Origin of the sequence: Pontixanthobacter luteolus (genome assembly GCF_009828095.1) — a bacterium.
GTDB lineage: Bacteria > Pseudomonadota > Alphaproteobacteria > Sphingomonadales > Sphingomonadaceae > Pontixanthobacter > Pontixanthobacter luteolus.
The window spans coordinates 634,040-656,324 of record NZ_WTYP01000001.1 but is presented as its reverse complement, the minus strand read 5'-3'; the positions used below and the strand labels follow the sequence as shown (position 1 = coordinate 656,324).

General features: G+C 59.7%; 28 protein-coding genes and 1 tRNA gene. 7 read left to right on the top strand and 22 right to left on the bottom strand.

The genetic code is table 11. The features are described from left to right. Nucleotides 1-33: 33 nt before the first annotated feature. Genes GRI43_RS03165 through GRI43_RS03140 form a run of 6 tightly spaced genes read right to left on the bottom strand, consistent with a single transcriptional unit; the run spans nucleotide 34 to nucleotide 3,773 of the window. Nucleotides 34-561: a hypothetical protein gene (locus GRI43_RS03165; RefSeq protein WP_160729630.1), complete on the bottom strand. Its 528-nt coding sequence runs from the start codon at nucleotides 559-561 to the stop codon at nucleotides 34-36. Next, entirely contained in the window at nucleotides 558-1,322 is a 765-nt protein-coding gene (locus tag GRI43_RS03160; RefSeq protein WP_420849969.1) for an alpha/beta fold hydrolase, read from the bottom strand. Before GRI43_RS03160 ends, GRI43_RS03165 begins: the two co-directional genes overlap by 4 nt. Continuing rightward, the gene (locus GRI43_RS03155) at nucleotides 1,319-1,507 is read right to left on the bottom strand and encodes a hypothetical protein (protein ID WP_160729629.1); all 189 of its coding nucleotides are present in this window, start codon (nucleotides 1,505-1,507) and stop codon (nucleotides 1,319-1,321) included. The genes GRI43_RS03160 and GRI43_RS03155 overlap by 4 nt, the downstream gene beginning before the upstream one ends. Continuing rightward, nucleotides 1,504-2,151 carry a 2-hydroxychromene-2-carboxylate isomerase gene (locus GRI43_RS03150; protein ID WP_160729628.1) on the bottom strand — a complete coding sequence of 216 codons (648 nt, stop codon included), beginning with the start codon at nucleotides 2,149-2,151 and terminating at the stop codon, nucleotides 1,504-1,506. Before GRI43_RS03150 ends, GRI43_RS03155 begins: the two co-directional genes overlap by 4 nt. Nucleotides 2,152-2,170: 19 nt before the next feature. Continuing rightward, nucleotides 2,171-2,707 carry an aspartate-semialdehyde dehydrogenase gene (locus GRI43_RS03145; protein ID WP_160729627.1) on the bottom strand — a complete coding sequence of 179 codons (537 nt, stop codon included), beginning with the start codon at nucleotides 2,705-2,707 and terminating at the stop codon, nucleotides 2,171-2,173. A gap of 40 nt (nucleotides 2,708-2,747) precedes the next feature. After that, nucleotides 2,748-3,773 (bottom strand): aspartate-semialdehyde dehydrogenase, encoded by a 1,026-nt coding sequence (locus tag GRI43_RS03140; protein ID WP_160729626.1) that lies wholly within the window; start codon nucleotides 3,771-3,773, stop codon nucleotides 2,748-2,750. 68 nt (nucleotides 3,774-3,841) lie between these two features. On the opposite strand from GRI43_RS03140, the gene GRI43_RS03135 reads away from it, so the two are divergent. Continuing rightward, the gene (locus tag GRI43_RS03135; RefSeq protein WP_160729625.1) at nucleotides 3,842-4,732 is read left to right on the top strand and encodes an alpha/beta fold hydrolase; all 891 of its coding nucleotides are present in this window, start codon (nucleotides 3,842-3,844) and stop codon (nucleotides 4,730-4,732) included. A gap of 3 nt (nucleotides 4,733-4,735) precedes the next feature. On the opposite strand, the gene GRI43_RS03130 is transcribed toward GRI43_RS03135, so the two are convergent. From GRI43_RS03130 to GRI43_RS03085, 10 genes are all read right to left on the bottom strand, one after another. Further along, nucleotides 4,736-7,012 (bottom strand): S9 family peptidase, encoded by a 2,277-nt coding sequence (locus GRI43_RS03130; RefSeq protein ID WP_160729624.1) that lies wholly within the window; start codon nucleotides 7,010-7,012, stop codon nucleotides 4,736-4,738. Between the two features lie 128 nt (nucleotides 7,013-7,140). Then, complete coding sequence (gene rplS, locus GRI43_RS03125; RefSeq protein ID WP_160729623.1) at nucleotides 7,141-7,509, bottom strand: 50S ribosomal protein L19; 369 nt, start codon at nucleotides 7,507-7,509, stop codon at nucleotides 7,141-7,143. Then, complete coding sequence (trmD, locus tag GRI43_RS03120) at nucleotides 7,506-8,252, bottom strand: tRNA (guanosine(37)-N1)-methyltransferase TrmD (RefSeq protein ID WP_160729622.1); 747 nt, start codon at nucleotides 8,250-8,252, stop codon at nucleotides 7,506-7,508. Before trmD ends, rplS begins: the two co-directional genes overlap by 4 nt. Next, nucleotides 8,249-8,590 (bottom strand): hypothetical protein, encoded by a 342-nt coding sequence (locus tag GRI43_RS03115; RefSeq protein WP_160729621.1) that lies wholly within the window; start codon nucleotides 8,588-8,590, stop codon nucleotides 8,249-8,251. Before GRI43_RS03115 ends, trmD begins: the two co-directional genes overlap by 4 nt. Continuing rightward, on the bottom strand, nucleotides 8,581-9,534 hold the full coding sequence (locus GRI43_RS03110) for a carbon-nitrogen hydrolase family protein (RefSeq protein WP_160729620.1): 954 nt from the start codon (nucleotides 9,532-9,534) through the stop codon (nucleotides 8,581-8,583). The genes GRI43_RS03115 and GRI43_RS03110 overlap by 10 nt, the downstream gene beginning before the upstream one ends. 3 nt (nucleotides 9,535-9,537) lie before the next feature. After that, complete coding sequence (rimM, locus tag GRI43_RS03105) at nucleotides 9,538-10,041, bottom strand: ribosome maturation factor RimM (RefSeq protein ID WP_160729619.1); 504 nt, start codon at nucleotides 10,039-10,041, stop codon at nucleotides 9,538-9,540. Between the two features lie 8 nt (nucleotides 10,042-10,049). Then, nucleotides 10,050-10,625, bottom strand: coding sequence for a 30S ribosomal protein S16 (gene rpsP / locus GRI43_RS03100; protein WP_160729618.1), 576 nt, complete (start codon nucleotides 10,623-10,625; stop codon nucleotides 10,050-10,052). Between the two features lie 61 nt (nucleotides 10,626-10,686). Beyond that, on the bottom strand, nucleotides 10,687-12,141 hold the full coding sequence (gene ffh / locus GRI43_RS03095; RefSeq protein ID WP_160729617.1) for a signal recognition particle protein: 1,455 nt from the start codon (nucleotides 12,139-12,141) through the stop codon (nucleotides 10,687-10,689). A gap of 132 nt (nucleotides 12,142-12,273) precedes the next feature. Next, nucleotides 12,274-12,349 (bottom strand) — tRNA-Ala (locus GRI43_RS03090). Between the two features lie 78 nt (nucleotides 12,350-12,427). Continuing rightward, nucleotides 12,428-12,760: a TIGR02300 family protein gene (locus GRI43_RS03085; RefSeq protein ID WP_160729616.1), complete on the bottom strand. Its 333-nt coding sequence runs from the start codon at nucleotides 12,758-12,760 to the stop codon at nucleotides 12,428-12,430. A gap of 212 nt (nucleotides 12,761-12,972) precedes the next feature. Here GRI43_RS03085 and aroA point away from each other — a divergent pair, with 212 nt between their 5' ends. The 6 genes from aroA (at nucleotide 12,973) to GRI43_RS03055 (ending at nucleotide 19,140) form a co-directional block, all read left to right on the top strand. Beyond that, nucleotides 12,973-14,268: a 3-phosphoshikimate 1-carboxyvinyltransferase gene (gene aroA, locus GRI43_RS03080; RefSeq protein ID WP_160729615.1), complete on the top strand. Its 1,296-nt coding sequence runs from the start codon at nucleotides 12,973-12,975 to the stop codon at nucleotides 14,266-14,268. A 1-nt stretch (nucleotide 14,269) separates the two neighbouring features. Next, complete coding sequence (locus GRI43_RS03075; protein ID WP_160730608.1) at nucleotides 14,270-14,533, top strand: CBU_0592 family membrane protein; 264 nt, start codon at nucleotides 14,270-14,272, stop codon at nucleotides 14,531-14,533. Continuing rightward, nucleotides 14,530-15,153: a (d)CMP kinase gene (locus GRI43_RS03070; protein ID WP_160729614.1), complete on the top strand. Its 624-nt coding sequence runs from the start codon at nucleotides 14,530-14,532 to the stop codon at nucleotides 15,151-15,153. Before GRI43_RS03075 ends, GRI43_RS03070 begins: the two co-directional genes overlap by 4 nt. Before the next feature lie 399 nt (nucleotides 15,154-15,552). Then, the gene (gene rpsA / locus GRI43_RS03065; protein WP_160729613.1) at nucleotides 15,553-17,259 is read left to right on the top strand and encodes a 30S ribosomal protein S1; all 1,707 of its coding nucleotides are present in this window, start codon (nucleotides 15,553-15,555) and stop codon (nucleotides 17,257-17,259) included. Nucleotides 17,260-17,398: 139 nt separating this feature from the next. Continuing rightward, the gene (gloB, locus tag GRI43_RS03060; protein ID WP_160729612.1) at nucleotides 17,399-18,154 is read left to right on the top strand and encodes a hydroxyacylglutathione hydrolase; all 756 of its coding nucleotides are present in this window, start codon (nucleotides 17,399-17,401) and stop codon (nucleotides 18,152-18,154) included. 5 nt (nucleotides 18,155-18,159) lie between these two features. Then, nucleotides 18,160-19,140 (top strand): NADPH:quinone oxidoreductase family protein, encoded by a 981-nt coding sequence (locus GRI43_RS03055; RefSeq protein ID WP_160730607.1) that lies wholly within the window; start codon nucleotides 18,160-18,162, stop codon nucleotides 19,138-19,140. A 57-nt stretch (nucleotides 19,141-19,197) separates the two neighbouring features. On the opposite strand, the gene GRI43_RS03050 is transcribed toward GRI43_RS03055, so the two are convergent. The 6 genes from GRI43_RS03050 to GRI43_RS03025 all read right to left on the bottom strand — a co-directional run bounded on the left by GRI43_RS03050 (nucleotide 19,198) and on the right by GRI43_RS03025 (nucleotide 22,285). Then, the gene (locus tag GRI43_RS03050; RefSeq protein ID WP_160729611.1) at nucleotides 19,198-19,731 is read right to left on the bottom strand and encodes a F0F1 ATP synthase subunit B family protein; all 534 of its coding nucleotides are present in this window, start codon (nucleotides 19,729-19,731) and stop codon (nucleotides 19,198-19,200) included. After that, nucleotides 19,724-20,218 (bottom strand): F0F1 ATP synthase subunit B family protein, encoded by a 495-nt coding sequence (locus GRI43_RS03045; protein WP_160729610.1) that lies wholly within the window; start codon nucleotides 20,216-20,218, stop codon nucleotides 19,724-19,726. The genes GRI43_RS03050 and GRI43_RS03045 overlap by 8 nt, the downstream gene beginning before the upstream one ends. A 93-nt stretch (nucleotides 20,219-20,311) precedes the next feature. After that, the gene (locus GRI43_RS03040) at nucleotides 20,312-20,539 is read right to left on the bottom strand and encodes a F0F1 ATP synthase subunit C (RefSeq protein ID WP_027442220.1); all 228 of its coding nucleotides are present in this window, start codon (nucleotides 20,537-20,539) and stop codon (nucleotides 20,312-20,314) included. A gap of 42 nt (nucleotides 20,540-20,581) precedes the next feature. After that, on the bottom strand, nucleotides 20,582-21,340 hold the full coding sequence (locus GRI43_RS03035) for a F0F1 ATP synthase subunit A (RefSeq protein ID WP_160730606.1): 759 nt from the start codon (nucleotides 21,338-21,340) through the stop codon (nucleotides 20,582-20,584). Between the two features lie 74 nt (nucleotides 21,341-21,414). After that, nucleotides 21,415-21,750, bottom strand: a complete 336-nt coding sequence (locus GRI43_RS03030) for an AtpZ/AtpI family protein (protein WP_160729609.1) — start codon at nucleotides 21,748-21,750, stop codon at nucleotides 21,415-21,417. A gap of 154 nt (nucleotides 21,751-21,904) precedes the next feature. Beyond that, nucleotides 21,905-22,285: a YdbL family probable chaperone protein gene (locus tag GRI43_RS03025; protein WP_160729608.1), complete on the bottom strand. Its 381-nt coding sequence runs from the start codon at nucleotides 22,283-22,285 to the stop codon at nucleotides 21,905-21,907.

Sequence of the window (22,285 nt, the reverse complement as noted above, 5' to 3'; positions counted from 1 at the left end):
TTGAGACGATTGTGAACCTGCCGCGAGGTTTAATCAACTGGCTCGGCGCTGAAATCGACGAATTGCAAGGGCCGCAAGGATGCCAGCAAACGTGGCAATCCACGCGGCAACCTTTACGGGACGAACAGTTGCTGCAAGCGCGGCTTTCGCATCATCGCCTTCAAACCGCATAAGCTGTGAAAACTGGCTGATCGTTTCAATGTAGTCGGTTGCAAGGAATATTCCCCCCGCAAGCAGCACTGCCCCGCCAATCAACCGAACTGCGCCGCGCCCGGATCGGAAGAAATAGAGCCCGCCAAGAACGCTGCCGATGCCGTAAATACCAATGAACACCAGGTCGGACATCATCGCCAGCGCTGCACGGTTCCACAATGCTGCCAGCCGCCATTCGTGCTGAATTCGGTCCACTTCAGCGGCGGTTCCTGCCGCCTGATGATCCAGTATCCCGCCGGGAACGGCTGAAACCGCCAGCGGCAGCCCCAGAATTATCGTGACACCAAACAGAACCAGACCAAGTCCCCATAGAGTCAGGAATGCGGTGCGCAGCTTGGAATGTTTCATGTCAGAAAATCGACCAGCGCATCGCCAAGCGCGCCTTCGGTGACGCTGCTCATGTGGGTACCCGGAATTTCGACATAACGTGCATCGGGCAGAACTTCTGTCAGCCGCGTGGCTGAACCATTGTCATTGTCCTTGTCCCCGCACAAAACCATGGTCGGCATGGCCAATTTGGCCAGCTCGTCCGACGAGGTATCGGCCACCGATTGCAAGAGCAGACGCGCCGCAACCCGGTCCACCTTCATGGTTTTCATGAAACTGACCGCCATGAATGCAGGATCGCCGCGCTTTACCTCGTCGAAACGGTCGATTGCATCGATGAAGAAGGCAGCTCGGTTGTTCCAGCCGGAAAGCCCTTCCAGTCCCATGCCTGACAAGACCAGTCTGCGCGGCTCAAGTCCCGAAATCACTGCCCGCGCCGATGTTCGCGCGCCGAGAGAAAAACCGACAAGATCGTAATCCTCCAGTTCCAGAGCCTCGACCAAAGTGTGAACATCCCTGGCCAATACGTCGCCCGGATAACTTGCCGGATCATGCGGCGCACCGCTCATCCCGTGAGCGCGCAAATCGGGCATGATTGCCTCGAACCCGGCATCGACCAGCTTTTGCGCGTGGCCGAACCTGATCCAGTTCATGTCTGCATTGGAAAACAGCCCGTGCAACAAGACGACTGGCCTGCCCCCGCCTGTTTCCGGGGCCATACGGTGCACGGCAAGCTGGGTGCCGTCGAAGGCGTTTACCCGGGTAGACAGAGCAGCGGTCAAATCGGACCTCCCAAAAATTCAATCCATCCAGCCGCGTCTTCAGGCTGGGTTTCCATTTGCGCAATTTCCTCGGGCAATTGCAGCCACTGTTGCTTGCTGCGAACCCAGAAATGGGCCGCAAGTTCAAGCTTGTGACTTTCATCGACAGCGCCGCAATTGCACCCGCCGGTCAGTCCGCCTTTCATCGTTCGGCAAGCCCTTTTTCGTTCATGCGCCACAGGACCATCTCGATCCGGTCCTGCCCAAAGAACGGCTCCCCATCGAATACCAGCGTGGGCACACCCCAATGGCCTGAAGCTTCGAGGGCTTCTTGGTTGGCGGCGATTTCCGCATCCAGGCCCTCGGCATCCTCTACAACTGTCCGGGTCAGCGCATCCCAGTCGAGACCCGACTTCTCAGCGGCGTTTTTCAGATGATCGCCTTCATTCCAGCCTTCTGCCCCGCCCCAGATCAAGCGGGCCACTTCGTCTGCGAACACAAGCCCCTTACCCTCTCGCGCGGCGGCCTGGCCCATACGGGTGATGCGGTAGATATGCGGCTGATCTTCCGCAATCGTGCGGGTTTTCATGTCCTGCACGATAGGATCGGGTTTCGGCGGGCCGAAGGGAATGCCGTGGAACTGCGCCACGCGGATCATGTCACGCATGGTATAGCCCAGCCAGTTGGGATGATTGCGTTCGAAGAAATCGGGCTGGCGCACGGCCAGCGGATATACAGGCCGCAAATCGATTTCGACATCGAACATGTCGGCCAAAGCACGGTAACGGCCAATCGCCAGATAACTGTAGGGCGAGCGGAACGAGAAATAGAGCTGAGCTTGTAGGGTCATGCCGCCCTTTTTGCGCTGTTCAGCGGAAGAAGCAATTGGTCCCGGCATAGAATGCATCGATGCCGACCCCGTTTTCGTCCAGAAAACCGCCGATGCCCATGTCTGAAGTGAACTCATTCCCCAAAGTGCTGCCGCCGACCATCTCGAACCCGTCCAGCCCGGACGTGAGGTCGCTCACGGTGTTTTCGGTTCCAAACTTGCTTGCCACCCGCAGCAGGCCGGCCTGTTCAGCATCTGCAAGGAACCAGCCAACGAGCCTGTCTTCCTGGTAGTTGACGGTCAAACCGCCGGGATAGGTTGCGCTCGCTATGGGCCCAGCACCACATTCCGAATTGGTCGAATTTGAAAGGCTGGACCCGAGCATGGACCTAAGCAGGGCATCCACCTCGATCCTTGCCGAACCGAAAGGCAGGCCGGATGTGCTCCATGCCGCAGCTAGTCCGTCGCCGGACAGAACAAGGGTTTCCTGTTCTATATCGACCGCCTGCACCCGCTCACTTTTCGGCTCGGGCTGATTATGCAAGCGTTCGTCGCGCTGGTCTCCGCAACCAGACAAGACAAACGCTGCAAGAACTCCGAAGGTGAGCCGCAAGGACCTACCCTTTCTTCAGGTGCCGCCGGCCCAGCAATTCGGCGATCTGGACCGCGTTCAGCGCCGCGCCCTTGCGAAGATTGTCGGATACGCACCACAGCACCAGGCCGTTCTCGACCGTCGGGTCTTCGCGCACGCGGCTGATATAGGTCGCACCGTCGCCAGCGCTTTCCACCGGGGTTACATATCCGCCGTCTTCGCGCTTATCGATCAGCATGATGCCCGGCGCCTCGCGCAGGATATCCTGTGCTTCCGTAGCAGAAATTTCGTTCTCAAACTCGATATTCACCGCTTCCGAATGACCGACGAATACGGGCACGCGGACGCAAGTGGCGTTCAGCTTGATCTTGGGGTCGAGGATCTTCTTCGTCTCGACCATCATTTTCCACTCTTCCTTGGTGGAGCCGTCATCCATGAACACATCGATGTGCGGAATGACGTTGAAGGCGATTTGCTTGGTGAACGTTTCCGGCATCAGCGGGTCACCGACGAAAATCGCGCGGCTCTGCTGGAACAGCTCGTCCATGCCAGCCTTGCCTGCACCGGAAACCGACTGATACGTCGATACGACGACGCGCTTGATGGTGGCGGCATCGTGCAGCGGTTTAAGCGCGACGACCAGCTGCGCGGTCGAGCAGTTGGGGTTCGCGATGATGTTCCGCTTGGTGTAACCGTCGATCGCATCAGGGTTCACCTCAGGCACGATCAGCGGAACGTCCGGGTCCATCCGGTAGAGCGACGAATTGTCGATCACCACGCAGCCTGCTGCCGCCGCTTTCGGGGCGTATTCCTTGGCCGGGCCGCTGCCTGCGGAAAACAGGGCGATATCCCAGCCGGACCAGTCGAAGTGCTCGATATTCTTGCATTTGAGCATCTTGCCGGTGTCGCCGAATTCCACCTCGGTCCCGTGCGAGCGTGAGCTGGCAACAGCTGCGATCTCATCAATCGGAAATTCGCGCTCTGCAAGGATTGCCATCATTTCGCGTCCGACATTGCCTGTCGCACCGACGACTGCCACCCGATAACCCAAACCTATTCTCCTAAATCGAAATTCTACGCTGCCCCTCTAGCAGCATTCGTGTTAGACGGAAGCCAGCAATGGGGGGTTGCGCTGTCACACTGGAGGCAACAATCACTCTGTCTATCGATCAATGGCGCCAAAGCGCGAAGCATTTCGAGTTTGAAGGGCTGAAGATCGCCTATTGGACTGCGGGCAAAGGCAAGCCGCTGCTAATGGTGCACGGCTTCCCCACCGCTTCATGGGACTGGGCGCCGGTGTGGGACCGGCTATCACGCAGCCATATGCTGATCGCCGCCGACATGATCGGCTTTGGCCTCTCGGACAAGCCGCAATCCGGCTATTCAATCCACCGCCAGACCGACATGCAGCTGGCCCTGCTCAAGCATATCGGTGTCGATCAATTCGATGCAGTGGTGCATGATTACGGCGTATCGGTCGGGCAGGAGATGCTCGCCCGCCAGCAGGAGCAATCCGGCGCGGAGGGACTTGGCCGCATGGTCTTCCTGAATGGCGGCATATTCCCCGACCAGCACCGCGCCCGCCCGATCCAGAAGCTGGGCGTATCGCCGCTTGGCTTCCTGGTCAGCAGATTGCTGAAACGCGAAGGTTTCGGAAAAAGCTTCTCAGCTGTGTTCGGCCCCGACACCAAACCCAGCGAACAGGAACTGGACGAATTCTGGTCTCTGATCGCGGAGCAGGACGGCAACCGCATTTTCCACAAGCTGCTTCATTACATCGGCGACAGGCAGGAACATAAAACGCGCTGGATCACGGCGCTGGAAAATGCCGAGAAACGGGTCGGCCTGATTAACGGTGCGAAGGATCCGGTGTCGGGCGAGCACGCCTTCAACCGGTGGGTGGAATGCGTACCCGAAGCGCACGCATACCTGTTGCCGCAAATCGGCCACTACCCACAGGTTGAGGCTCCGGACAGGGTCGCCGCGCTCATCCTGGAATGGCTCAGCTAGAACCTATTCGGGCGGAGTAACGCCGTGCCGTTGGAGGAATGCGAAGATCGTATTCCACATATGCGGACTGATATTCTCACCCGCCACGCGGTGCGTGTAACCAGGGTAAAGCATCATCTCGAAAGGCACGTTGCCCTCTTGCAGGGTAGCGATGAGTTCGGATGAATTTTCGAACACGACATTGTCATCCGCCATGCCATGGATCAGCAGCAAAGGATCGCTGATCCTGGTCGCATCGGGAATGGCGCTGGCTTTCTCGTAAGCTTCCGGCACCTCGCGCGGATCGCCCATGAAGCGTTCGGTATAATGCGTGTCGTACAGTTCCCACTTGGTCACCGGAGCGCCCGAAATGCCCGCCGCATACAGCCCCGGATCGGCCTGCATCTGTTTCAGCGTCATGTATCCGCCATACGACCAGCCATAGATAGCGATCTTGGCCGGATCGACGAAATCGAGCGATTTGAGGTACTCGGCACCAGCCTTCTGATCGGCAACCTCGACCCCGCCCATTGCGCGGTAAAGCGGCTGCTCAAAGTCGACCCCGCGATTGGCGCTTCCGCGATTGTCGAGTTCGAACCAGATGTAGCCCGCATCGACAACCGCCTGCTGCAGCGCACCGTCCCAGCCCTTTGTCACGATCTGGGGACCGGGTCCGCCATAGTGATAGAAGAAGACCGGATACTGCTTGCCCTGCTCCATCTCTGGCGTGACCATTTTCCAGAACAGGTCCGTGGTTCCGTCTGCGGCCTTGATCGTACCGAACCGGGCAGGACGGTGGTCTGAGAGGAAGTCACTGTAAGGATGATCCGGCCCGAGTGCGTTTTCTTCCACCCATGCAAGCCGGTCGCCCTTTGCGTCGGCAATATAGGTTTGCGGGGGCTGATTGTGGCCGGAACGGGTCACCAGGAGCGTCTGCCCGTCCTTGTCCATAGTCGCGCTGTGGGTATAGCCGCGTTCGGTAAGACGGGTGATCGGCCCGCCCGTCAGACTGACCGAATATACGTGCTGTTCCAGAGGATCGTCACGGTTCGCAGTGAAATAGGCGATATTCCGGTCCTGATCGACACCCACCAACGCACTGACCACCCATTCACCGCTGGTCAGTTGCACAGTTTCCCCTTCAGGGATGCCCCGCAGATAGAGGTGGCCAAAACCATCGACCTCGCTCCACCACAGCAAGCGCGGATCGCTGCCTTTCAGGAATTTGTAATTGTCCGACAGATTGATCCAGTAATTCTCGCGCGCGGCGTTTTCCGTGAACACAGCCGCGCTTTCGCCCGTCGCCGGATCGACCCGCAGCATGTCCATCACCGTCTGGGCGCGGTTCTGCCGCTGAACGTAGAGCGCGCTTCCATCAGGTGCCCAGTCCACGCGGGCGACGTAAATGTCTCGGTCCGATCCCAGATCGACCTGCACCCGGTCACTGCCATCGGGGTTCATCACGAACAGTTCCACGATCGCGTTGTCGCTGCCAGCGACCGGATAGCGCTGATCGAACACCTTCGTTCCGGTCGCGCCGATTGCAGCGCGGGTGACGATGCCGACAGGGCTTTCATCGGTCCGCTGGACCGCGATACGGCTGTCGTTGGGGCTCCACCAATACCCGGTGAGCCGCGACATTTCTTCCTGTGCGACAAATTCCGCCTCGCCCCAGCGGATCGTGTCGCCTTCTTTCGGGGTGACCGGATTGGCCGCCGCGCCGACCTCTCCGACCCACAATTGGCGCTCCCGCACGAAGGAGACGTACTTGCCGGTCTCGCTCAGCGCGGGGTTGAGTTCGCTTTCCTCGGTATCGGTCAGCCGGCTCGCTTCGCCGTTCAGATCGGCAAGGTAGAGATCGCCGTCCAGCGGAACCAGAATGCCCGCCCCGTCCGAGGTCCATTGATAATCGATTATGCCCTTCAGATTGCCGACACGCGCACGCTCGCGCTGCATCTTTTCATCTTCGGACAGCTCACGTCCCGAGCCGAGCTTTTCCGAATCGACCAGCATGGCCCATTCTTCGCTTTCGCGGTCATAGGCCCACAGATCATAGCGGTCCCGGTCGTCCTCCCGATTGCGCAGCAGCGTGAGAAACCGGCCGTCAGGTGAAAGCTTCGCCTTGCGCGGGCTGGACCCGTCAAGCGATGGTGACGCGAACACGCGTTCGAAGCTGAGCTCCGCCGCACCGTCTTGCGTATCGCCTTGCGTATCGTCTCTCTCCGCGCTCATCGGGTGAGCTCCGGCGTGCATCGGCGCGACAAGGGCAAGCGAAGCGGCAGCAGCGAGCAGTAAACGCATATCAAGGGACGACCTCTCTCTTTCGGATACCGGTGTCCTAACGCGCGTGCCGTGTCAGGCAAGGGTGCGCCAACGAAAAAGGGCGGCTCCCGCAGGAACCGCCCTTCTTCAATTCGATATTGCGAGACTTACGCCTTGGGGGCGTTCATCCGGCGCTCGGCAATACGAGCGCTCTTACCGGTACGGCCACGCAGATAGTACAGCTTCGCGCGGCGCACGATACCGCGGCGAACCACGGTGATGCTGTCCACGATCGGCGAATAGAGCGGGAACACACGTTCCACGCCTTCACCGAAGCTGATTTTACGAACGGTGAAGTTGCTGCCCATGCCGCGGTTGGAGCGGGCGATGACAACGCCTTCAAAATTCTGGACACGTTCACGCGTACCTTCGACAACCTTCACGCCAACGCGGACGGTGTCACCAGCACGAAATTCGGGGATGTCCTTCCCCAGCGCGCCGATTGCTTCGGCTTCGAGTTCTTGAATCAGGTTCATTTGCCCTGGTCCTTATCTTTTCGCCGCGCGCCAGAGGCAGGCTGGTCCCGATCGCCACTGTAGCGATCCCAAAGGTCCGGCCTGCGTAACCGTGTATGATCTTCAGACATTTGCTTGCGCCAGTCTGCGACCTTCGCATGATCCCCCGATCGCAGCACTTCGGGGATCGTGCGCCCTTCCCATTCCTGAGGTCGGGTATACTGCGGATATTCGAGCAACCCTTCTTCGAAGGATTCCTCGGTACCGCTAGAAGCCGCGCCCATTACGCCGGGAAGCAGGCGAATGCAAGCATCAAGTATCATCAATGCCGCAGGCTCTCCGCCCGACAGAACAATGTCGCCGACAGCGACCTCTTCGATCTCCCGCCCTTCGAAAATCCGCTCGTCAAATCCCTCGAACCGGCCGCACAAGATTGTGACGCCTGGCCCCGCTGCCAGTTCGCGAATGCGCGCCTGAGTAATCGGCTTCCCGCGCGGCGTCATCGCGAGGATCGGCGCCTTGGGCTGCACCCGCTTTGCATGGTCGACTGCCGCGGCCAGCACATCGACTTTCAAGACCATTCCGGCCCCGCCGCCAGCGGGCGTGCCATCAACGTTCTTGTGCTTGTCGGTCGCGAAATCGCGGATCTGGATCGTGTCGAGCGACCATTTTTGTTCCTCCAGCGCACGGCCGGCGAGCGACAGGCGCAGCGGCCCGGGGAACATCTCGGGGTAAAGCGTGAGGATGGTGGCGGCGAAGGTCATGATGCCTTCACGCCCAAGCGCCAAACCTTTCGCACTAAAAAATAGCTGAGGGGCCAAGCGACTAGCAGCGCGAGCGCCGCTCCGACGACGAAAGTGGGAATCGAGGTAATCTCCGTTTCAGAGAGCGCACTATCTGACTTATCGATGAGAATGATTGCAACGAGCACGCACATCATGACCGGCGGTATCGCCGTCACCGCTTTTGCGAACCGTCGCTTGTCGATCTTGGGAAATGCAAAGGCAAAGATACCTGTAGCCAAAAACCCGAGAATAGAGGAGCCGAGAAAAGCCATGGCGGCAACAATAAGCCCGCCAAGAATCACGGTAGCTAAGTCCATTTGATGCCATCCTTCGCCCGGGCATCGACGCGCAGCTCGAACACATCGGGCCTTGAGTAATGACCGTCCGTATCGAGGCTCGCCAGCCCCTGCCCGATCTCGCCTAGGTCAAGGTCAGCAAATAGCGTTTCCTCTCCCTCGCTCGCCAGCGCCACGATCCGGGCATCCGGCGCGATGATCATCGAGCCGCCGCGATTGAGCGCATCGCCCTCGATCGCCTCGATCAGTTCCTTCGCCGCAGCATCGCCGCCGACCCGCTCCAGCCCGTCGAACAGATCGTCACGTCGCTGCACCAGTCCCGCCGCCAGCACGAAGCAGCGGCCCTCCATCGCATAGTGCCGCGAGGCGAGTGCGTATTCCTCGCGCACGGTGGGCCATGCCGCCACATGCACGCTCTCGCCGAGGTTGTGCATCGCCGCGCGCGCCAAGGGCATCCAGTGCTCCCAGCAGATGAGAGAGCCGACTTTGCCCCATTCCGCCTGGTGCACGCCGAGCGTCGAACCGTCCCCGCGCATCCAGATCAGCCGTTCGCCGTGGGTTGGCACCAGCTTGCGGTGCGGCAACGGGTCCTGACCCGGACGGAACATCAACTGGTTGTTGTAAAGGCTCTGCCGAACCCGCTCATGCGCGCCGATAGAGATGCAGGCATCATGTTCGTCGCACAGCTCTTGCAGCGGAAGGAGCCGCTCGTCATTCGCGACAATCGCGTTTTCGAGCATGATCCGGTGCAGCGCCCGCGTGCCGGGATGGTCCCACAAAGCCGCGCCGGGTGCCTCATCCAGCCATACCGGATAGCCGCCGAGGAAAGTCTCCCCGAAAGCCACCAGTTTCGCACCATCTTTGATCGCGCGTTCGGCCAGTTCCACCGCTTTGGTGATACCATCTCCAATCGCGAGCGGGATCGGCGCGGCCTGGATAATGGCGACGGGCAGGGTGTGGCTCATGGCCTATATGTCGGCGAAATCGTCGCTAACCACAAGGCGTGTGTCGTCCCATTCGACAACCGCTGCCTTGTTCATCGGGATCATGAACTTCTTGCCGGGCTTTCCGTCAACCGAAGGTCGTTCGATCTCCAGCACATCCTGCGCGCCGTAATTTTCGACGGCACAGATCGTGCCCAGCGCTTCACCGCTTTCGGAATGGGCGGGCAGGCCCAGCAAATCGGCGTGGTAATATTCGCCCTCACCCAGTTCGGGCAATGCCGAAACCGGGATTGTCAGGACCGTACCGCGCAGTTTTTCCGCCGCATTGCGGTCGGACACTTCGGCAAAGCGCGCAACGGCGCCGCCCTTGTTGTCGTCGCGGATTTTCTTGAGAGTGAGAGCCCCGTCGTTGAAGCTCTTATACTGTTTCAGCTGGGCGATGCCTTCGCCGAACAGTTTCAGACGGACTTCGCCCGTCACGCCATGCGCACCGGTTACGGCAGCGAGCGTGACGGGCTTGTCCTGCATGGGAGAGATTACTCGCCCTTGTCTTCGGTAGCAGTGTCGTCAGCTTGGTCGTTTGGAACGCCGGCTTCTGCAGTCTGCTCGGCAATTGCTGCCTTGTCTTCAGCGGTGTCGCCGTCAGTGGTTTCAGCCGCATCGGCAACAGCTTCAGCGGTTTCTTCCGACTTGACCGAACCGGTTGCAGTGTTTTCGTTGGAAGCTTCTTCTTCCTTGGCAGCGGCTTCAGCTTCCTTCTTCGCTTCTTCAGCTGCAGCAGCTTTTTCAGCCTTTTCTTCAGCGCGTTCGGTCGCCTTTTCGCCCGGCTTCGCCTTGTTCGGGTTGTTGCGTGCTTCGCGCTCACGAACGCCGGCAGCGTCGAGGAAACGTGCAACACGGTCCGAAGGCTGTGCGCCAACGCCGAGCCAGTAACGGGCGCGGTCTTCGTTCAGCGTTACGCGCTTTTCATCATCCTTGGCGAGCAGCGGATTGTAGGTGCCGATCTGCTCCAGATACTTACCGTCGCGCGGCTTGCGGCTGTCAGCAGCCACGATGCGGTAGTAAGGACGCTTTTTCGCGCCACCACGCGAGAGACGGAGTGCAATTGCCATGGTATTTTACCTTTCGAGTGTAATATTATGAATTAAAATGAAATTATGGTGTTCTGAAATTCTATCGCTTCTTGGGTCCGCCGAGGCCGGGTAGTCCGGGAGGGAGGCCGCCCCCACCCATTCCGCCGCCCATTCCACCAGGCCCGCCAAGACCCGGCATCGCGGCATCCATGCCGCCTTTGCCGAACAGCGCGCCCAGCCCTTTCAGGCCGCCCATCTTTTTGATCTGTTTCATCGCGCGGCTCATTTCCTGATACATTTTCAGGAGCCGGTTCACGTCCTGCACCTGCAGGCCCGATCCGGCGGCAACGCGTTTCTTGCGTTTCGCATTCAGCAGCGCGGGGTTGGCGCGTTCCTTGGGCGTCATCGATCCGATGATCGCATCCATGTGCACCAGAACCTTGTCGTCCATTCCGCTGTTCGCGAGTGCGGCCTTGGCTTTCTTCATGCCCGGCATCATGCCCGCGAGCATCCCCAGACCGCCCATCTGGGTCATCTGTTTCAGCTGCGTGCGCAGGTCGTTCAGGTCGAACTGCCCCTTGGCCATGCGCTTGGCCATGGCTTCGGCATCTTCTTCCTTGATCGTCGCCGCGGCTTTTTCGACCAGGCTGACGACATCGCCCATGCCCAGAATGCGGTCAGCAACGCGTTTGGGGTGGAAGGCCTCCAGCGCGTCGAGCTTCTCGCCGGTACCAGCAAACTTGATCGGCTTGCCCGTGACATGGCGCATCGACAGCGCCGCACCGCCGCGGGCATCGCCGTCCATCCGGGTCAGGATCACACCCGTCAGCGGCACTTCATCGGTGAAGCTTTTCGCGACGTTCACGGCATCCTGGCCGGTCAGGCTGTCGACCACCAGCAGGACTTCCTGCGGGGCGGAGATCGCGGACACGGCCTTCATCTCGGTCATTAGCGCTTCGTCGACGTGCAGACGGCCTGCGGTGTCCAGCAGCAGCACGTCGGCGGCCTGAAGTTTCGCGGATTCAAGCGCGCGGCGGGCAATGTCGACCGGTTGCTGGCCGGCAACGATCGGCAACGTCGCGCATTCAATCTGCTCGCCCAGGACGGCAAGCTGTTCCTGGGCCGCAGGACGGTTGACGTCGAGCGAGGCCATCAGAGCCTTCTTGCCGTGTTTCTCGCGGATGAATTTTGCGAGCTTGGCAGTCGAAGTGGTTTTACCCGAACCCTGCAGACCGACCATCATGATGACGACCGGCGGTTTGGCTTCAAGGTCAAGGCCGACGGTTTCTTCGCCGCCCAGCATTTGCACCAGTTCGTCGGAAACGATCTTGATGACCTGCTGGCCGGGGGTAACCGATTTAAGGACTTCGGACCCGATGGCTTTCTCGGTCACCGCGTCGACAAAACGCCGGACAACCGGCAGGGCAACATCAGCTTCGAGAAGTGCGATACGGACTTCGCGCATTGCATCGCGAACGTCCTGTTCCTTGAGCGCGCCGCGGCCGCGCAGGCCGTCGAATACGCCGGTCAGGCGATCAGACAGACTGTCGAACATACGCTCACTCCTCTTTGCTGTTCAGCCCCGATATGGGGGTCGCAGCGCCAAATGCCAAAAACGCCGGCGAACGAAACCTCGTTGGCCAGCGTGCGGAGTTCATTGAGAAAACCGACTTGAATTCGTTTTCGATGGTGGAGCCTAGCGGGATCGAACCGCTGACCTCAACACTGCCAGTGTTGCGCTCTCCCAGCTGAGCTAAGGCCCCTTAACCATCGATGTCACCTGCACCGAAGTGCGGGAGGACGCCCTTTATTCAGGACGCCCCCCTATTGCAAGTACGTAATTAGCTCTCGGGCGCTTCATCGTCGCCCTTGCCCTTGGAAACGGCAAGGTCTTCGCTGTCGTCACCGAGGTCGACGTCGGAATCGGGACGGTTTTCTTCCTCGTCCACATCGCCCAGATCATCATCGTCATCGGCCAGATCGCTGTCTGCTTCTGCGCCCTTCTTCTTGTCAGCGTCTTCGAACGGAATCGGCTGCTTCGTCTTGAGGACGGGCTCCGGATCCCATTCTTCACCGCATTCGATGCAGGTGGCGGGATCATCCTTGCCCAGATCATAGAAGCGGGTGCCGCATTTCGGGCAAGTACGCTTCGTGCCCCATTCTGGCTTGACCATTGTAAATCCTTAAATGCTGTCCGAACGGTTAGTCCGGAGCGAAAACTGCTGTATGCCTATTGGGTTCGGCGCTTGGAGAAAACAAGGCCTGAATCAGTGCGGGCGCGCCTTGCCATAGGGCAATCGCAGTGTCAAAGCCCCGCTTGTTCAGAGACACCCAGTTCGAAAGCCCAACATTGCCTGACACCCCTACCCCGAAACGTTTTTCACCGATGGGAGCGCTGACCGGCACCATCCGCGTACCCGGCGATAAATCGATCAGCCACCGCGCGCTGATGTTTGGCGCGCTGGCGGTCGGCGAAACCCGCGTCAGCGGTCTGCTGGAAGGGCACGATGTGCTGGCAACCGCCGATGCGCTGCGCGCGATGGGCGCGGCAATCGAGAAAACGTCCGACGGCGAATGGTCGATCCACGGCGTAGGCGTTGGCGGGCTGTTGCAGCCGGATCAGGCGCTGGACATGGGCAATAGCGGAACCTCGACTCGTTTGTTGATGGGACTGGTCGCCAGTCACGGGATTTCCGCAACTTTCACCGGCGATGCGAGCCTTTCCGGTCGGCCAATGGGCCGCGTAATCGATCCGCTGGGCCAGATGGGCGCCGGCTTCGAAGCAAGCCCCGGCGGCACATTGCCCCTGATGATGAAAGGCAGCCTTCCTGCCGTACCGATTACTTACCGACTGCCGGTCGCCTCTGCGCAAGTGAAAAGCGCGGTGCTGCTTGCCGGATTGAACACTCCGGGCGTGACTACGGTGATCGAACCTGTCCCCACCCGCGACCATACAGAGCGAATGCTAAAAGGATTCGGCGCAGATCTGAGCGTGGAATTGGTGGAAGGCGAGCGGCACATACGTATTCGCGGCGAGGCTGAACTCAAGCCGCAGACCATCACTGTGCCCAGCGACCCGTCATCAGCCGCATTCTTCATCGTCGCAGCCCTGCTCACCCCCGGCAGCGATCTGACAATCGAGAATGTCGGGCTGAACGATACGCGCGCCGGCCTGATTGGCATGCTGCAACAAATGGGCGGCTCGATCGAATTGCTGGATGAGCGCGAAATCGGCGGCGAGCCTGTCGCCGATTTGCGCGTCAAACACTCCGCACTGAAAGGTATCGAGGTCGACCCCCAGATCGCGCCGAGCATGATCGACGAGTTCCCCATCCTGTTCGTGGCAGCTGCCTGTGCCAGCGGCGTGACCACCACCAGCGGACTGGAAGAATTGCGGGTGAAAGAAAGCGACCGCCTGTCAGCAATGGCCGCTGCGCTTACCGCCGCAGGCGCACGGGTTAAGGAAACAGGGGATGGCCTGATCATCGCCGGCACTGGCGGCGCGCCCCTGCCCGGCACATCGGGAGAACCGGTCACCACCCACCTCGATCACCGGATCGCGATGAGCATGGCTGTTGCAGGTATCGCGAGCAGCGCCGGGGTCGAGGTTGACGACACTCGCCCGATCGCCACCAGCTTCCCCACATTCGAAACCTTGCTGGCGCAGGCCGCACGTGACTGAAATGGCCCTGCCTCCGCTCGACTGGGCCACGCTGGTCGGGTTCGTCGGCATGATCATGATCGTGTCTGCCTATGGTTATCTGACGGCCAAGGATTCGCCCGATCCATTCATTCTGCACGGCACCAATCTGGTTGGCGCAACACTGCTGGCGGTATCCTTGCTGGTGCACACCAACCTGCCATCGCTGGTTCTGGAAGCGATCTGGATCAGCGTTGCGATCTGGGGGCTGACCAAAGCGATCATGGCACGGAGACAATCGAAATGATCATCGCCATCGATGGCCCTACCGCGTCAGGCAAAGGGACGATTTCGAAACGGATCGCCGCCCATTTTGGCCTGCCGCATCTGGACACCGGATTGCTCTATCGCGCAGTCGGACGGCAAACCTTGCTGAATGGCGGCGATCCCGACAATGCCGCTGATGCGCTGGCAGCGGTCGATTTCCCGGCCGAACTGCTCGAAGACCCGGTCCTGCGCAATGAAGCGACCGGCAGCCTCGCGAGCCGAGCATCGGTTCATCCCGCCGTTCGTCAGGCATTGTTCGAGCGCCAACGTGCATTCGCCCTGCAAGATGGCGGTGCGGTGCTCGACGGGCGCGATATCGGCACAGTCATCGCACCCGATGCCGACGTGAAACTGTTTATCACAGCCAGCGTCGATGCCCGCGCCCAGCGCCGGTTCAAGGAAATGCAGGAACGCGGAGCTTCCATCACTCTGGAAGAGATAGCCGCCGACCTGCGCCGGCGCGACGAACGGGACACAAACCGCAAGGACGCGCCGCTCGTGGCTGCCAGCGATGCCTATGTCATCGACACATCGCAGCTTGGCATCGAAGAAGCTTTCGCCGCTGCCCTTGATGCCATTGCACAGGCCCGCGCCGAATAACCACAGCGGGCCATTGCGCTGTCCTACACCAGTATCGCGCGCCTAACTGCGCCGATGCCCAGCCTTCCCGCCCCACCGGCCTGTCCGTTCGTTACACCTGATCTTCGCGCGGTGCAGCGGACGCAGAACAGACCGCCAAATGTTTCCACCTGTACAGTGTTCCATGTGTTCCATTCTGTAGGACTTGCAGGCGTAAAAAGCTTGCTTTTGCGCGGCCCCTGCACTAGGCGCGCGCTCGTCTGGCGGGCATTTTTGTCCGGCAGGCCTTTGCTGCTGCATTCGGCACGGCAAAGAGTTCGGCCCTCTTGGCCCACCAAGGCAATTCCGCCGCGGTGGAGAAAAGACCCCGGGAAACAACCTGGTGGCCGGTAAAATACAGTATTAGGAAAACCCTAACCTATGGCAACTTCAGCCAATCCTACGCGCTCGGATTTTGAAGCGCTTCTTAACGAACAGCTTGGCGGTGCAGAAGACGGTGGTTTCGAAGGCCGCGTCGTTAAAGGCACTGTCACTGCAATCGAAAACGGCAAGGCCGTTGTCGACGTGGGCCTCAAAAGCGAAGGCCGCATCGACCTTAAAGAATTCTCCCGCGGTGAAGACGATCACGGCCTGTCGGTCGGTGATGAAGTCGAAGTGTTTGTCGACCGCGTTGAAAATGCAGACGGCGAAGCAATGCTCAGCCGCGACCGCGCACGCCGCGAAGCTGCATGGGACAAGCTCGAAAACGAATTCGGCGAAAGCGCTCGCGTAAACGGCCGCATCTTCGGCCGCGTCAAAGGCGGCTTCACGGTCGACCTCGACGGCGCCGTGGCCTTCCTGCCCGGTTCGCAGGTCGACATCCGTCCGGTTCGCGACATCACTCCGCTGATGGATATCGAACAGCCGTTCCAGATCCTCAAGATGGACCGTCGCCGCGGCAACATCGTTGTTTCGCGTCGTTCGATCCTCGAAGAAACACGTGCTGAACAGCGCAGCGAACTGATCGGCGAACTGGCTGAAGGCCAGGTCATTGACGGCGTCGTCAAGAACATCACCGATTACGGTGCGTTCGTTGACCTCGGCGGCATCGACGGCCTGCTGCACGTCACCGACATGAGCTACAAGCGGGTCAACCACCCGAGCGAAGTCATCGAAATCGGCCAGACTGTTACTGTCCAGATCGTTCGCATCAACAGCGAAACCCAGCGCATCAGCCTGGGCATGAAGCAGCTTGAAAGCGATCCATGGGACGGCGTCGGTGCGAAATACCCGGTTGGCGCGAAGCTGAAGGGTACTGTCACCAACATCACCGAATACGGCGCATTCGTCGAAATCGAACCGGGCATCGAAGGCCTGGTCCACGTTTCGGAAATGAGCTGGACCAAGAAGAACGTCCACCCGGGCAAGATCGTATCGACCTCGCAGGAAGTCGATGTTGTCGTTCTCGAAGTCGACAGCGAAAAGCGCCGCATCTCGCTCGGCCTCAAGCAGGCCCAGGGCAACCCGTGGGAAGAATTCGCAGACAAGCACCCCGTTGGCTCGACTGTCACCGGCGAAGTCAAGAATGCTACCGAATTCGGCCTGTTCATCGGTCTCGAAGGCGATGTGGACGGCATGGTTCACATGTCCGACATCGCATGGGGCATCTCGGGCGAAGACGCTCTGGCTCTCCACCGCAAGGGTGAAGAAGTGCAGGCAGTCGTTCTCGATGTCGACACCGACAAGGAACGCATCAGCCTCGGCATGAAGCAGCTTGAAAAGGGTGCACCATCGGCAGAAGGCGCCGCTGGTGGCGGCCTGAAGCGTGGCGACGTAGTCACCGTGACTGTCCTCGAAGTTCGCGATGGCGGCCTCGAAGTGCAGGCTGGCGACGATGGCGCGACCGGCTTCATCAAGCGTTCGGACCTTGGCCGTGACCGTGACGAACAGCGTCCCGATCGCTTCCAGACCGGCAGCAAGATCGACGCAATGGTCACCGGTTTCGACCGCTCGAAGAAGCCTAACTTCTCGATCAAGGCGCGTCAGATCGCTGAAGAGAAAGAAGCAGTGGCACAGTTCGGTTCGTCCGATTCGGGCGCATCGCTGGGCGACATTCTCGGCGAAGCTCTGAAGGGCAAGGAAGACTAAGTCTTTCTCCGACAGCTTTGACTAAATTGGGAAAGCCCGCCGCTCGAAAGAGTTGGCGGGCTTTTTCGTGTCTGGCCCGAACGGTGCCAGTCAACCGCGCCCCCTTCCCTCGCCGCGCATCCCTGCGTAGGATCGCGGGATGATAGAAATCCATCAGTTCCCGTGCCTGTCCGACAATTACGGATATCTCGTCCACGACCCAGCCAGCGGCGAAACCGTGTGCATCGACACACCCGATGGCGAAGAATACCTGAAACAGGCAAAGGCCAAAGGGTGGACGATCACGCAAATCTGGAACACTCACTGGCACCCTGATCATGCCGGCGGGAACAAGGCGATCAAGGATGCCACAGGCTGCACCATCATCGCACCGCAGGAAGTGGAGAAGCTGAGCCCGATAGACCGGGTGGTGTCGCACGGTGACACCGTAAAGATGGGCGATTGGAACGCGGAAGTGATCGACGTTGGCGGCCATACGAACGGCCATGTCGCTTTTCACATGCCCGAAGCAGGCGCGGCCTTCGTCGGCGACGCCGTGTTCGCGCTGGGCTGCGGGCGGATGTTCGAAGGCGAGCCGGAACAGTTCTGGAACAGCCTGCAGCGTATCAAGGCTCTGCCGCCGGAAACGATGCTCTACTGCGCACATGAATACACCGCCGCCAATGCGAAGTTCGCGCTGCACGCCGATCCGGACAATCCGGCTCTGGCCGAATATGCAACCGAGATAGAACGCAAGCGCGCGAAGAGTGAACCGACAGTGCCGACAAAGCTCGAACTTGAGCTAGCTACCAATCCGTTCCTGCGGGCGGATAATCCGGCGCTGATGCAAAAATGGGGCGGCGCAGATCCGGTCGAAACGTTTGCCGCATTGCGTGCAGGCAAGGACAGTTTTTGATCACCATGCAGGCGCTGCAAGTCACATCGCTTAGCGACGACCTTTCCGGCTGCGAATTAGTCGACATCGCCGTGCCAGCGCAAAAGGCTGGCGAAGTCCTCGTGAAGGTCCACGCAGCATCGCTGAACTTCCCCGACTTGCTGATGACCAAGGGTGATTACCAGTTCAAGCCAGAGCCGCCTTTCACCGCCGGTATGGAGCTTGCAGGCGAAGTTGTAGCAGCGGGGAAGGAAAGCCGGTTCTCCGCAGGTGACCGGGTGATCGGCGGCGCGAAGACCGGCGCGATGGCAGAATACGCTTCAGTGCCCGAGATCAGTTTGCGGCTCGCCCCGCAAGGGCTCGACTATCCCCAGGCGACCGCACTCGGCGCGGCGTATAACACCGCCTACACCGCATTGGTGGAACTGGGCGGCCTCACCGCAGGGCAATGGGTTCTGGTTCACGGCGCGAGCGGCGGAGTGGCGCTCGCAGCGATCGACCTCGCAAAAGCGCTGGGCGCCCAAGTCATCGCGGCAACAGGCTCTCCGGACAAAGTCCCCGCGATCAAAAGGCTCTACGCTCCCGATGCGGTGATCGTTTCGGAAGGCCGTTTTCGCGAGAAGGTGGCAGAAATCACCGGCGGCAAACTATGTGATCTCGTCTGCGATCCCGTTGGAGGGGACGTTTTTGATGAAAGCACCCGCTGCGTGACATTCGGCGGCAAATTGCTGGTGGTCGGATTTGCGGGCGGGCGGATCGCCGATATCGCCACGAACATTCCCCTGATTAAGGGTTTCTCAGTCGTCGGCGTGCGCGCGGGCGAATATGCCCGGCGCTTTCCCGAGCGCGGCAAACGGATTGCGGACGAAGTGGGGCGACTGGCCAGTTCCGGTCTGATTACGCCTCCGATCGATCGGATCGTGCCACTGTCTCAATGGCGTTCGGCGTTTGAGGCTATGGCCCGGCGAGGATTGGTAGGCAAAGTGGTACTTACTCCCGGCACATGACACAAAAAAGGCGGCCCCGAGAGGCCGCCTTTTTTCGTCGACACTTAGTCTTGCCAGTTAGATACCAGCGATGACCTGGTCCGCAAGCTTGCTATCAGCGTCTGCGTCATGCTTCTTGGCAATCAGCTCCCGTGCAGCAGCGGTCGCGGCCATGGCAGCGCTGTTGCGCACGTCATCGACAGCGTCACGCTCTGCGGCAGCGATCTTGTCTTCCGCCATTTTCTTGCGCCGCTCCACCATTGCCTTGCTGTCCTGCTCGGCCTTGTCCATGATCGAGTCCGCTTCTTTCTGAGCGTTCTCCATCATCGCTTCTGCGTCTTTCTCAGCATTGGCGATCTTGGCCGAATATTCGTTGCGAAGCGCTTCTGCTTCAGCGCGCAGCTTCTTGGCTTCGTCCAGCTGCTCACGGATTGCGGCGATCTTGGCATCCAGCCCGCCGGTAATCATACCCGGGACTTTCTTCCACACCATCACCAGGATCAGGACCAGCATAGAGATCGAAACGATCTGGTACGGTTCCATGCCCCACAGCGTCGGACCCAACGACTCTGGAATATCGACCGTGGTGAAGACTTCGGGTGCATTAGACATTGGTCATAGCCTTCTTGACTGCCGACTTGGCATTGGCTGCAGTCACTTTGACGCCGGCGAGCTGCTTGACGATGTCCTGAGCGGCTTCTGCAGCCACACTCTCGACTTCGGTCATTGCGGCATAGCGCGCTTCGGCGATCTCGACATCGGCTTTCTCAAGCTTCGTATCGATACGCTTCTGTGCAGCCGCGAGCTTTTTCTCGCTCTTAGCAGCAGCATCGGCTTTCGCCTTGGCAATTACCGCCTGGGCCTGAGCGCGATTTTCATTCTCACGCTTGCGCCAGGCTTCTTCTTCATCATCGGCCTTGTCACGAGCAGCCTGAGCTGCAGCGAGATCGCCAGCAATCTGGCTGTCACGCTGGGATACAGTGTCCATAACCCGCGGAACCATACCGCGACCTACGACGAAGAAGACAAAACCAAAGGTCACCAGCAGCCAGAAAATCTGGCTGGAATAGGTTTCCATGATTTGCGCTATCTGGGGCATTGGATCAGGTCCCGACGCTTAAAAGGTGTCGACGAATAGAAACAATCGCGGGCGGGAACAGGCCTTGGCCGTCCCCGCCCACCGATTGATATGTTAGGCGACGAAGATCAGGATCATCGCGACGACGAACGCCAGCAGGCCGAGAAGCTCAGCTGCGGCGAAGCCGATGAACAGGCGGCCCTGCTGGCCGTCTGCTGCGCCAGGGTTACGAAGCGCGCTCTCAAGGAACGAGCCGAATACGTTACCCACACCGATAGCGGCCATGCCGGCACCGATAGCTGCGAGACCCGCGCCAACGAGCTTTGCTGCTTCTGCTTCCATTGTATTGCTCCTTAGGTAAATTTCTAAAAGTTGATCAGTAACTTAGTGAAGATTTTCAGCGTCATTGATGTACAGCGACGTCAACAGCGCAAAAACGTAGGCCTGAATGCCAGCGACCAGAATTTCCAGCGCGCTGATGCCGACCATCAGAATGAAGCTCGGCACGCCAACCAGAGCGGCAAAGCCTGCACCGGCGTTGGTTCCGTCGATCACGAAGCTCGACAGGACTTTCAGGAGAACGTGGCCAGCCATCATCGCAACGAACAGACGCAGCGCAAGGCTGAACGGACGCACGAGGAACGAGATCAGCTCGATCGGGAAAATGACCGGGATCATCGCCAGCGGCGTACCGTGCGGCACAAACAGGGTGAAAAACTTGAGACCGTGCTTCCAGAATCCAACGACCAGAACGATCGCGAAGCTGATAATGGCGAGAACGCCGGTCACGGTGAAGTGGCTGGTGAAGGTGAACGGGTGAAGACCGATCACGCCCAGCGGAAGAAGACCCAGAATGTTCGCGAACAGGATGAACATGAACAGCGAGAAGATATAGGGCACGTATTTGCGCCCGGCCTTGCCGATATTCGCTTCCAGCATGTCGTCGATGAAGCCGGTGAAGGTTTCCACCATCATCTGCCAGCGCCCAGGCACCAGCTCGCGCTTCATGCCGCCCGCGACGAAAATCGTCAGCAGGACAGTTGTGATCGCCATCCACATCGCGCTGTTGGTAAACGCGATATTGAATCCTGCGAGCTCCCAGCCATTCGAACCCAACAAGGGTTCGATGGTGAACTGGTGCATCGGATCGACTTTGCCTTCTTCGGCTGCCACGTCTGAAACGTCCCTACGCGTAAAAGAACACTAGCTTCTCGAACTCAGTCGCCCTTGGGCGCGTCGTCCGATTGCGTGTTCGCCATTCGGAAAATGTTCCTGAAGGCGACGGCTATTCCGAGGAACAACCCCACCAACAGACCCCAGGGCGATGATCCGGCGAAATAATCAATGGTTCCGCCAATCACCAAACCGCCGAGAATCCCACCAAGCAAATCCGCAAGCACCCGGTTTCCACTGCGATAATTCGCATCGGTGCCCGATTGCTGCGGCCGGTTGCGTTCATTTTCACGCTCTCTCGCGGCTTTTAACCGCGCTTCGAGCGCATCAATGCGCGCATCCTCGGCGATGGGTTCCCGTACGGGCTTCTCGTCGCTCATGCCTTGCTCCTTAATTGAGGTTGCGCGGCACGGGCAAAAAGCTGCCCGCCAAGGGCGAGGCCCCCTTAGGCGGGGGGTATAATCGAGTCAACCGGTGTGGGGTCCCAATCGGTCGATTATGTCAGGTTTTTGGACATCGCGCCCCGATACGGGCTTACGGGCAGCGGCTGTCGCGCAGCGGCGGTGCGCTGGTGCGGGTTTGCCACGTTCCGTCAGGTGCCTGATATTTTTCCCCCGGAACCGTCCGCGCGATCGCAAGACAGCCTGCGGTCAGGGCATATTCCTCCAGCGTTGCGTTGGCGGCCTGCGCCTTCTCCGCATAGACCGCGCGGCGTTTGATGTTGATATCTTTCACCATCGCTTCCAGCGCGGGATTGGAGCCGCCCACGATGCCGAGGTAGCCATCCATTTTTTCGCCAATCTGGCCAGAAGCGCGCGCCGAAGCATAGGCCGGATCGCGCTGGGCGTAAGCCGTTCCCGCGATGCCGCCCAGTGCCAGGGCAGCTGCAATTGCGATAGAAACTGACTTCTTCAT